General features: G+C 68.7%; 7 protein-coding genes. 1 reads left to right on the top strand and 6 read right to left on the bottom strand.

All coding sequences use genetic code 11. The annotated features are described in order from the left end of the window. The 3 genes from HV826_RS30960 to mtgA all read right to left on the bottom strand — a co-directional run. On the bottom strand, window positions 1–264 hold a 264-nt coding region (locus HV826_RS30960; RefSeq protein ID WP_176420662.1), incomplete at its 3' end, for a hypothetical protein. A 125-nt stretch (window positions 265–389) separates the two neighbouring features. Beyond that, window positions 390–914 carry a hypothetical protein gene (locus HV826_RS30955; protein ID WP_176420661.1) on the bottom strand — a complete coding sequence of 175 codons (525 nt, stop codon included), beginning with the start codon at window positions 912–914 and terminating at the stop codon, window positions 390–392. 62 nt (window positions 915–976) lie between these two features. Next, window positions 977–1876 carry a monofunctional biosynthetic peptidoglycan transglycosylase gene (mtgA, locus tag HV826_RS30950; protein ID WP_176420660.1) on the bottom strand — a complete coding sequence of 300 codons (900 nt, stop codon included), beginning with the start codon at window positions 1874–1876 and terminating at the stop codon, window positions 977–979. Between the two features lie 94 nt (window positions 1877–1970). Between mtgA and HV826_RS30945 the strand changes: the two genes are divergently transcribed. Then, window positions 1971–3566: a DUF4034 domain-containing protein gene (locus tag HV826_RS30945; RefSeq protein ID WP_255207971.1), complete on the top strand. Its 1596-nt coding sequence runs from the start codon at window positions 1971–1973 to the stop codon at window positions 3564–3566. A 103-nt stretch (window positions 3567–3669) separates the two neighbouring features. Here HV826_RS30945 and HV826_RS30940 read toward each other — a convergent pair whose 3' ends face one another. The 3 genes from HV826_RS30940 to HV826_RS30930 all read right to left on the bottom strand — a co-directional run bounded on the left by HV826_RS30940 (window position 3670) and on the right by HV826_RS30930 (window position 7874). Beyond that, a complete protein-coding gene (locus tag HV826_RS30940) occupies window positions 3670–5358 on the bottom strand; it encodes a hypothetical protein (protein ID WP_176420658.1) in 1689 nt (562 codons plus the stop codon). 265 nt (window positions 5359–5623) lie between these two features. Further along, window positions 5624–6625, bottom strand: coding sequence for a hypothetical protein (locus tag HV826_RS30935; protein ID WP_368671029.1), 1002 nt, complete (start codon window positions 6623–6625; stop codon window positions 5624–5626). 181 nt (window positions 6626–6806) lie between these two features. Further along, window positions 6807–7874, bottom strand: coding sequence for a hypothetical protein (locus tag HV826_RS30930; protein WP_255207969.1), 1068 nt, complete (start codon window positions 7872–7874; stop codon window positions 6807–6809). Between the last annotated feature and the right edge of the window lie 123 nt (window positions 7875–7997).

Below are 7997 nucleotides of genomic sequence, written 5' to 3'. Positions count from 1 at the left end.
CCCCTCCCCCACCTCCAGCGATTCAAGCTGCTCCACGGCATCAGGCGCCTGGAGCGTCCGAGCCCACAGCCAGGCCGCCGCCTCCAGCAGCTCACCCTCGGACTGATTCGCGCGCGTGAACAGCGCTTCCAATGCTTCGCCCCTCGCGTCGGCCAGGAGGTCGCGAAGCAGTGGCACCTGCCCCTTCAGGGCCGGAGGCATGACACCGACGTCGCGGTGCAGCGCGGACTGCATTTCGTCCAGATTCGACATGGTGGCGGGCACGCTATCACTCCAGGAGCCCGTCGTAGCCCCTGCCGCGCACTGGAGCCGAGATTGCGGCGTTCAGAGACGGCCGCGGACAGGAGCGTCTCCCGCCCGCGGCGCCAGGCACAGTCGTCAGCGGGCCGTCAGTCCTTGACGACCGTGGTGATGGTCAGCGGCGTCGGGGTCCCGATGAAACTCCCGGTGGTGTTCGTGCAAGGCATTGGCACCTGCGAGAAGTCCGCGGCGTAGTAGCCATAGGTGGAGTCATTGCCCTTCTCGTAGAACTCATGGCCATCCGGGAGGACCACCTTCCAGACGTAGTTGATGCTCGTGTACTGCGTGGACGACCGCGCCCGGATGACGCCCGTCACCTTCGTGCCCCAGTGGTACGGCGCCACGGCCGGGACTTCGACCGTCTGCGGCGCCGGAGCCCAATCAAGCGTGCTGGGGCCACCAGACGTTCCGCCCCAGCCGTAGATGAGGAACACGCGGGTTCCCCAGGGCAGGTCATCATTGCGGTACGTGAGGGTGACTTCCGCCTGAGAGGTGCTGAAGTAGCCACACGTATTGAGCACCGTCCGCGCCTGCACCCACTGCGCTCCCGCGAGGGCGGAGGTGGAAGTCAGCAGCAGGGCGAACACGAGCGCGCGACGAGAAATCCGGGACATTCGTAGACTCCAGGGAGAGGTTTGACAACCCTGCCCCTCTACCAGAGCCAGAGGCCCGCGGCTCAGCTCTCCGAGGACAGTCGGGAGATGGCCTCCACCACGGAGCCGGGCACGGACGTCTCGCCGAAGAAGCGCGAGAGCTCGGCCTGGGCCTCGCGCGCTTGCGTCGCGGTGATGCGGCCCTCGCGCTCCAGCCTCCCGATGATGGCGCCAGCCCGGATACGGAGGGTCTCGGGCTTCTGGGCGGGCAGCCAGCGCCGTGGAGCAGGCAACATGCCCGCGAGCATCGCGCCCTGTGCCACCGTGAGCGCACGCGCCGAGGTGTCGAAGTGCTCGCGCGCCGCCGCCTCGATGCCATACACGCCCTCGCCCCACTCAACCACATTCACATACAACGTGAGGATGTGCTGCTTGGACAGATGGGTCTCCAGCTGGCGGGCGAGCAGCAGCTCCTTGGCCTTGCGCAGCAGGCTGCGGTCCGTGGAGAGGTAGAGGTTCTTGGCCAGTTGCTGGGTGAGCGTGGACGCGCCGCGGCCCAGGCGCGCCTTTCGCACGGATTGTTCGAGGGCGTTCTCCACCTCAATCCAATCCACCCCCTCGTGCTTGTAGAAGCGCGCGTCCTCGGAGGTCAGCACGGCGTCCACCGCGTGCGGCGCCACCGCGTCCAGGGACACCCAGGCCTGACGTACCCGGGGCTGCGTTCCCGCCGCCAGCGCCTCCTCGGCCCGCTGCGTGATGAGCGCGGTGGTGCGCGGGTTCTGCGCCCGCAGCGCGCGGACGTCGGGCAGCCGCGCGTACTCCACGCTGAGCCAGACGACGAACAGCAGCCACCCGACAAACAGCCAGCGGCCCCAGCCCGGACTGGGAGCCTTCCCCACGGCGCGCCGGGCGCCGGCGGGGAGCTGCTTCGTCTTCTGCGTCCGGGGGGAGGCGCCACGGGCGGAGGGCGGACGGGAGGCCATCGGTATGCACACCTCTGCCCCGGTCCACGCCCCCTGTCCAGAAGACGGCCAGGAAGGTACGCGGCGGCCTGTCTTGAGTAGGATGCCAGGTTCAATGTCAACTCTTCGTACCGCGCTCGGCGCGGGAGTCCTCTTGGTGGGCCTGGGCGCCGGGCTCGCCGTGACTGCTTCACGGCCCCAGCGGAGCGCCGAAGTCGAAGCGCGCATCGCGGCGCGCCAGGAGCCCGTCCTGACACCTGCCCCCGGCCCCGCGCCGAAAGGGCTCCCCATCGTGACGCCAGCCGGGCGCGAGGTGGGCAAAGTCCCCCAAGGGCATGTGGATGGGGTGGCGCTGCGCTCGCTCCTGCTCCGACGTCAGTTCGAGGAGCTGACGCTGGCGGTCGAACAGCTCCAGTGGGGCATGGAGTCGAACCCTCGGGACGAGCACTGGATGACGGACGGCATCCTGGCGCTCGGCAACGGCTCCTCCGAGTCGACGGAGCTCCTCGACGCCTGGGTGAAAGCGTCGCCGCGCTCCTTCGCGCCCTACCTCGCGAGGGGGACCCACTGGGTGTCGGTGGGCTACCTGCGCCGAGGGGGGAAGCTCGCGGCTGCGACGGCGAACGAGGAGTTCGCCGGGATGCATGAGGCCTTCGAGCGGGCGGTGCCCGAGCTCCTCCGAGCGTGGTCGCTTCACCCGAAGGCGGTCGCAGCGGCGCGGCCGCTCATCTACGTGGCGAACGCGCTCGGCGACGACGAGACGCGCGAGCAAGCCTTCACCCGCGCCATGGAGCAGTGCCCCACGTGTGTAGATGTCCGCGCCGTCTATCTCCACGGACTCGCCCCCCGCTGGGGCGGTACCTACGAGAAGATGGACGCCTTCGCCGAGGCACAGCGCCTCGCGAACCCCGAGCTGGGCTTCCTGCGTGGCTTCGCCGATTTTGACCGCGCACACGACCTGGCCGTCCAGGGCAAGCACGACCAGGGACGGGTCCTGCTCACCCAGGCGCTGTCAGCCGGCGACTACTGGGAGTTCAGACTGGCTCGGGCGAAGCAACTGCGCCGCACCAAGGCCCTGGACGCCGCGCTGGAGGAGGTGAACCGGGCCGTGGCCCTGCGCCCCGCTCGTGCGTCCGTCTATTTCGAACGTGCTCGGATTCTCTCCAACAGCCGAAAGTGGGAACCCGCGGGCAAGGACCTCCTGCACGCCCTGCGGTTGGACGCGACGGACTCGGAAGGACGCGCCCTGCGGGACCACGTGGTGAAGGGGGTCATCTACGACGGCTGGGAGGCGCACAAGGCCGGACGCCGCGAGGAGGCGCTGGGCCTGCTGGAGCTGGCTGGAGAGCTCGCGCCAGGCAACCCCGAGGTGGCGCGGCGGCGCGCGTGGGTCGTCAAATCCCCTCAGCAGGCGGCGGCACAGGCCGACGCGCAGCAAGGCGAGGGGGCGGAGGACTTCCGCACCGTGCAGCAGCGGGACTACGCCCTGGCGCGCGAGCGGCGCTTCAAGGAGATCCTCCCGCTCTGGGATGCCTTCCTTGAACGCAATCCCGACCACGGGCTGGCCTACATGGAGCGCAGCGGGACGCACTACCACCTGCGAGACCTCAAGTCCGCGCTGTCCGACCTGAAGAAGGCGTGTGACCTGGGCGTCAACGAAGGCTGTGCCCGGGCGCGCCAGGTCGAGCGCGCCAGGGCCGCGGGCCGCTGAGGCGCGGCAGCCCCACACAGCCGCTCCAGCGACAGGGCAACGACAGGAGGCGCCTCGCCCTCCTCCTCCTGCTGTTTCCCCGCTCGGCGTGCGGCACCGCCGCTCAGAGTTCGTTGAGGATGAGCAGGCCGCGCACGGAGTCGGCGGCGTACACGTACCCGTCGCCGGGCACTCGGATGCCGAAGGTGCCCTCGAAAAGGTTGTCCGTGCGGCCGGGGTCGCTCTCTCGGAAGGTGTTGTAGTGCGCCACCTGGCGCGGCTGCGTGGGGTTGGACACATCCAGCACGCGCACGCCCTCGTGGTACCAGGCGATGTAGAGCAGGTGGCCCTTCAGAATCAGGTTGTGGATGGACGTGACGGGGCTGAGACGGAACTCGCCAATCTTGACGATGTTCGCCGGGTCCGTGACGTCCAACACGCGCAGGTGGGCGCCATTGAATTCAGTGCCCTCGAAGGCGATGGTGCGCCCGGCGAAGGTGCCCACGGCGCTGTGGTGCGCGTAGGCGTTGAAGCCGTGCACGTACTGGCCCAGGTGCCGCACGTTGTCGAGGTCGGTGACGTCCATGATGGAGTAACCACCAAAGGCGTTGCTGACGTAGAGCCGGCCCTCGTAGGCGAAGGCGTCGTGTGCGCCCCCCACGGAGAACTCGGACGGCACGGTGATGCGCTGGAGCAGCACGGGCTCCAGCGGCGAGGTGACGTCATGCACGAAGGTCACCTCGCCGGGCGACATGGCATAGAGCCGGTTTCCATCCACCAGCACGGTGTGCGCCCCGTACTGCCCCGCGGGCAGGTGACGCACGTACTCCGGCTGTGAGGGGTTGGAGATGTCATAGACGACGACGCCCGCGCTGTTGCCGGCGATGTAGAGGGCATCTTCCTTGGCCCACACGCCATTCCAGCTCGAGTCCCCCGGCAGGCTGATGGAGGCCTTGAAGAGGGGGTGCGCCCTGTCACTCACGTCGAAGACGGTGAGCCCGCCGTTCCTGGTGCCAGCGAAGTCATTGATGGAGACGACGTAGGCGTGGTCCTTCGTGACATAGACGTCCACGGCATCCCCCAGTGCGACGGGGGACTCGGAGATGAGGCGCAGCCCGCCGGAGGACTCGCCCTCGCCTCGCTGCGAGGGCATGCGCTGGGCTTCAAAGGTGCCGGCCCGGCTGAACCTGCCGTTGGTGCAACGGGCGTAGCAGCCCGTGATGATGCCGGGTGAGGGCACCTGACAGCCGGCGAGCGCGGTGACAGTGACGGCCCCGTTGAACGGACTGGTGCGGCTGCCAACGACGAAGAAGCTCCCGCCGTCCGTGCTCCGCGTCAGCAGCGGCTGGCCGTTGAGCGTGTCCGTCCCTCCGTCGGAGAAGAGCTGGTAGCTGGTGAAGTCGGGGACAATCTGGGTCCCTCCGTCAGACAGCAGGCGCTCACCTCGCATGTCGACCAGGTAGACGCCGTGCTGCGCCACCTGGGCGAGCGCCTCCGGTGAGCACTGTGAAACGTCGTAGCGCGACAGGTCATCACACCGGAAGGTGGTGGGGTCTCCCTGCGGATTGAACTCGCATGGCGAGAAGCGGCCCCGGTCAATCCAGTCACCGTGTTCCTCCAGCACGGTGTAGCCGCCATCCCACGGCGCCGCCGCGCCCGCATCGGGAGTGCCGGAGTCGGTCGTCCCCGAGTCCTCGGGAAGCCAGGGGCCTGCATCAGGAGTGGAGTCAGCGTCATCGCAGGCGGAGAGCGTGGACAGCAACAGGACGCAGGAGGAGAGCAGCACCAGGGACGGACGCAACACGGACGGCATCGTGGACCTCGCGAGAAAGGCCTCCCACGCGCGTGGGGGCCATGACTCAAGCGGCCTGACGCCCTGATCCCCTCATCAAGGCGAGAGATGGTTGCGGCGTGGAGGCAAGGTCCGCCCACGAGCCCGGCCCCGGGGGAAAACGCCCCGGGCGGCCCTGGCCTTGCAAGACGCCCGGCACGGTGATGGGGCAGCGAATGGACCACTGACAGGTGGTCCACTCGGTGCGGGAACACGCGGCGTCGCCGGGGACGGAGCAGCGCGCTCTCTACCAGGTGTGGTAGCAGGCGTTGTTGCAGTTCGTGCCGTTGCAGAGCGCGAGGTCGGCGTAGTTGTGGCAGGCGGGGACGGTCAGGTCCGACATGGTGTAGCGGGTGATGATGTCTCCGCAGGCAATCACGTCGTCCGTCGTGCCCGAAATGCCGGTCACTGACATGGCGTTGGAGACGTACGAGTCGCCGCTCGCGGGCAGGCCCTCGGTCCACCGGCCCATGGTGACGCGCTTGGCGGCGGCGGCCGGAGCGACCGTCTCTCCGAGCTTGACGTTCCACATCTGTCCAGGGGTGAGCTGCACGCTGTCAGCCGTCGCGCCTCGGTTGAAGTTGAAGGTCACCGGCCCATTGCCCGCGCAGTTCAGCACGGCGAAGTGCATGGAGTGCCCTGGATGATTGAACGACACGTTCGAGCTCCAGTTGGTGGCGCGCAGACGGACGCGCGTCGCGGTGCCCCGAACCCTGTCGCAGGGGAGCAAAGCAGGGGAGCACTCGTCGCCGTCCTGACTTCCGAGCGGGAAGTCACAGTCCGGGGAGTTGCAGTAGTAGTCGCTCGTGAAGGCCGTGTGGATGACCTCCTGGCTGGGGTCCCCGCAGGTGGCGTCCCCATAGACGAAGGCAGCCCAGGCGCTGTTCGAGGCAGAGCAGCCTCCGGCGAGCGAGCGAGGCTCATCGGGGAAGGTGGTTGGGAAGGCGGAGAGCTCGGCCTCGTTCTGCCACCGGAGCTGCGCGCGCTCACCCGCATCCATCGTGGCGAGCGCGCGGGCCGCCAGGGCCGAGGGCAGCGCCTGCCCCTCGGGCGCCACGGCCAGGAACACCTCCGCCGCCGAGTGTGTCTGGAAGAAGCGAGGGGCCACGAGTGGACGCTGCGGATACTGGGCGATGACGGCCACGTTGACCTCGCCCCTGTCGCCCTCGAACCAGAGCACCTGGCTGTCAGCGTTCCCGATGCGGGCAATCTCGCGCGGTCCGGACGACTCGGTGGGCGCTGCCCACACGGGGGATGCCCCCAGGAGGCAGAGGGCACCAGTGCAGGCCAGCGCTCGGAATGAACGGGGAGATGTCATAGCGGGGACTCCGTGAGGAAGGACGGCGTTCATTCGCCGTCACACCCCTGAACGGAGCCGCGCCCCGATTTCCCTCACCGAGAAACGCAGACCCCTGGCCGCGGGCGTGTCGCTACTCGAAGAGCGAGAGCTGCCCCAGCGAGCGCAACGCTCCCGTCGTCTCTTGCGGAGTTGCCCGCACACGGACCTGTGACACAGGTGTCGTGCCCGCGAGGTCCACTTCCATGAAGGACTGCACCCCGGCGCCGTCGAGCAGGTTGGCCAGGGGCATCCACTCGGCGCCGTCCGCGCTTCCCTCCAGCACCAGCTCGCTCATGGTGCCCGACACCCCGAAGTTGCGCAGCACGGCCTTGCGCGGCACCACCGACCGCGAGAGCTGCACGGCGACCTCCCGGACTCCGTCCTGGAAGAGCACCAGCTCACCGAGGTCGCCGTTGGTGATGGGACAGGGCGTCTCGGCGTTCAGGTAGGTGCACGCCGCGCCACGGCTTGCCGGGACGAGGGCGCGGCGAGGCAGGACAACATCATCGCTGGAATAGGTGATGCCGACCGTCACGCCCCCCGCATTCGCCTCGCGCGCGGTCGTGATGGAGGCCTTGAGCCCCTCCGCATCCTCGAGGACGTAGTCGCTCAGGAGGACCGGCGAGGAGACCTTGAGCACCTGCCAGGCCTCCCTGGCGCCCGACGGGTGGAGGTACAGCACGTGTTCATCGCTCCCAGCGCCGTGAGTGGCGGACAGCGGACTGAAGCCCACGCTCACCCCCTGCGCCTCCGTGGTGGCCGTCAGCGTCCCGGTCCACTCCTGGAAGACGGGCAGCGCGACCTCCGCCTGCTGGATGAGGAAGAAGGCCGAAACGCGCCTTCCCTGGGACTGCACGGGCGAGCGGGCCACGAAGCAACGCGCGATGCTCCCGTTGCGGGTATCCGCCCCCAGCAGGTCGAGCTCGAAGGTGCCATCGGCGCGGGTCTTCACCGACCTCCAGCTCGCAGAGAAGGCAGCGAACGCGCACGAGGAGTTCTCGCTGCGGTAGAGCTTCAACTGCGTATCCGAGAGCGGCGCGCCAGCCTCGTCAACGAGCCGCCCGCTCAGGACGATGTCCAGGTCCTCCTCCACCTTGCTCTCGGTACAGCCGCCCGACATCGCCAGCACACCCAACGTCAACGTGCGCATCCATCGCATGGGAACCTCCTTCATCGGTGAGCCGCGATGTCACTGCAAGACCGGTGCGAAGCCCCCCTCCCTCTGAGGACGGGAGCCCGGGCCGGTCCGTTCCTGACAGTGGCGTCCTGGCGCGTCCGCTAC

The organism is Myxococcus sp. AM010 (assembly GCF_013372585.1).
Taxonomy (GTDB): Bacteria; Myxococcota; Myxococcia; order Myxococcales; family Myxococcaceae; genus Myxococcus; species Myxococcus vastator.
Note: the sequence above shows the minus strand (reverse complement) of the source record. Positions and strands in the feature narration are given on the sequence as shown.

Excerpts from the sequence above, each read along its gene's own strand:
- HV826_RS30955 (WP_176420661.1), bottom strand. The coding sequence starts at position 914 with ATGTCCCGGATTTCTCGTCGCGCGCTCGTGTTCGCCCTGCTGCTGACT.
- mtgA (WP_176420660.1), bottom strand. The coding sequence starts at position 1,876 with ATGGCCTCCCGTCCGCCCTCCGCCCGTGGCGCCTCCCCCCGGACGCAG.
- HV826_RS30945 (WP_255207971.1), top strand. The coding sequence starts at position 1,971 with ATGTCAACTCTTCGTACCGCGCTCGGCGCGGGAGTCCTCTTGGTGGGC.
- HV826_RS30940 (WP_176420658.1), bottom strand. The coding sequence starts at position 5,358 with ATGCCGTCCGTGTTGCGTCCGTCCCTGGTGCTGCTCTCCTCCTGCGTC.
- HV826_RS30930 (WP_255207969.1), bottom strand. The coding sequence starts at position 7,874 with ATGCGATGGATGCGCACGTTGACGTTGGGTGTGCTGGCGATGTCGGGC.